The organism is Micromonospora sp. M51 (genome assembly GCF_018070305.1).
GTDB classification, from domain to species: Bacteria; Actinomycetota; Actinomycetes; order Mycobacteriales; family Micromonosporaceae; genus Micromonospora; species Micromonospora parva.
Genome location: NZ_JAGPXZ010000968.1, coordinates 1 through 1969 on the forward strand (window position 1 = coordinate 1; position 1969 = coordinate 1969).

General features: G+C 70.9%; 2 protein-coding genes and 1 pseudogene. 1 reads left to right on the forward strand and 2 read right to left on the reverse strand.

The window, feature by feature from the left end; translation table 11 throughout:
* Nucleotides 1–589 (forward strand): annotated as a pseudogene (locus KBX53_RS31360) (tRNA (N6-isopentenyl adenosine(37)-C2)-methylthiotransferase MiaB); the annotation flags it as partial.
* 39 nt (nucleotides 590–628) lie between these two features.
* Here KBX53_RS31360 and KBX53_RS36660 read toward each other — a convergent pair.
* Nucleotides 629–859, reverse strand: a complete 231-nt coding sequence (locus tag KBX53_RS36660) for a hypothetical protein (RefSeq protein ID WP_247676496.1) — start codon at nucleotides 857–859, stop codon at nucleotides 629–631.
* Nucleotides 804–1934: a cellulose binding domain-containing protein gene (locus tag KBX53_RS31365; RefSeq protein ID WP_247676497.1), complete on the reverse strand. Its 1131-nt coding sequence runs from the start codon at nucleotides 1932–1934 to the stop codon at nucleotides 804–806. The genes KBX53_RS36660 and KBX53_RS31365 overlap by 56 nt, the downstream gene beginning before the upstream one ends.
* Nucleotides 1935–1969: the final 35 nt, after the last annotated feature.

Below are 1969 nucleotides of genomic sequence, written 5' to 3' on the forward strand. Positions count from 1 at the left end.
CGACATCATCGTCGGCTTCCCCGGTGAGACCGAGGCCGACTTCCAGCGCACCCTGGACGTGGTCCGCGAGGCACGGTTCTCCTCGGCCTTCACCTTCCAGTACTCGAAGCGGCCCGGCACCCCCGCCGCGACAATGGACGACCAGCTGCCCAAGCAGGTCGTGCAGGAGCGCTACGAGCGGCTGGTCGCCTGCGTCGAGGAGATCACCTGGGCGGAGAACAAGCGCCTCGTCGGGGAGACCGTCGAGGTGCTGGTGGCCGTCGGCGAGGGCCGCAAGGACGAGCGGACCGGCCGGATGTCCGGTCGGGCCCGCGACGGTCGGCTCGTGCACTTCGCCACCGGGACGCCCGGCGGGGAGTCCCTCGCCGGTCAGATCCGGCCGGGCGACATCGTGCACACCACGATCACGTACGCCGCGCCGCATCACCTGAACGCCGACGGCGCGCCGGTGGCGCACCGGCGTACCCGGGCCGGCGACGCGGCCGAGGCGGGTCGCTCCCCGCGTACCCCCGGGGTGCTGCTCGGTCTGCCGACGATCGGCGCACCGCCGGTCGCGCCTGCCCCCGCCGCCGGCTGCGCCACCCACTGACCGCACGGAAGGGCCCCTCGCTGAGGGGCCCTTCCCCGGTCAGACGGTGATCCGGCCGGCGCCGGCGCCCGCCGTCACGATGGACTTGACGTTGCTCGCGGTGTCCAGCTGGTACGAGTACGGGATGCTGGCCACGCTGCCGCCGGCCTGGCCGGTGGGCGAGTTGACGAAGTGGTTGTTGCGGGCGACCAGGCTGCCGGGCCCCGAGTCGCCCTCACCGAGGTGGTACGGGTCGTCGACGTTCTCGAAGTAGTTGCCCTCGACGAGCACGCCGGCGTTCTCGGTGGTGGCCGAAGCGCACCCGGGGGGTGCGCTGGTTGCTGCCGTCGAACCAGTTGTGGTGGTAGCTGACCCGCAGGTGACCGACGTCCTGGCCGGCGTTGTCGTCGCTGTGGCCGAGCAGCATGGTCTTGTCGTGGCTGAAGACCCGGTTCCACGAGACGGTGACGAAGTCCGAGCCGCGCTTGATGTCGACGGCGCCGTCGTAGCCGTTGCTGAAGCTGTTGTGGTCGATCCAGATGTTGGTGGCCGACTCCTGCACGTTGATCGCGTCGTCGTTCCAGTTGCGGAAGGTCAGGTTGCGGATGATCACGTTGCGGTCACCGCTGATGTTGAACCCGCAGCCGACGATCGTCGCCCCGTCGTTGCCGAGGATGGTCTTGTTGGACCGGACCCGCAGCATGCCGGAGCAGGTGATGGTCCCGGTCACCCGGATCACCGCGGCGCCGGTGGCGTTCAGCGCGCTGGTCAGGCCCGACGCGTTGCTGACGGTGGTGGTGCCGGCGTTGCCGCCGCCGGTGGTGCCGCCGTTCTGGGTGGCCCAGCCGACCAGTGCCGACGGCTGCTGGCCGGGCGGGGGAGTGCTCGATGGTGGCGGGGTGCTCGGCGGTGGGGTGCTGGGCGGCGGCGTGGTCGGTGTGGTGCTGCCGGTGCAGGCGACGTTGTTCACTGTGAAGCTGCTCGGCGCGGGGTTGCTGGAGTTGTTCCAGCTGGCGTTGAAGCCGAACGTGGCGCTGCCGTTGGTCGCCAGGTTGCCGTTGTAGTCGACGTTGGTCGCGGAGACCTGGCTGCCGCTCTGCGTGGCGGTGGCGCCCCACGCCTGGCTGACCTGCTGGCCGGCCCCGTACGACCAGCGCAGCGTCCACCCGGAGATCGGGTCGCCGAGGTTGGTGACAGTGACGTTTCCGGTGAATCCGCCCGGCCACTGGCTGGCGACCGAGTACGCCACCTGGCAGCCGGCGGCCGCCTGGGCGGACACGGAGGTCAGCAGCCCGGCGGTGACGAGGGCGGCGGTCGCTGCGGCCGTGGTGGCGATCAGCGTTGTTCGACGGCGTGCTGTGCGCATGCTGCTTCCTTTCGGTGAGGCGGACGGAGGTGTCG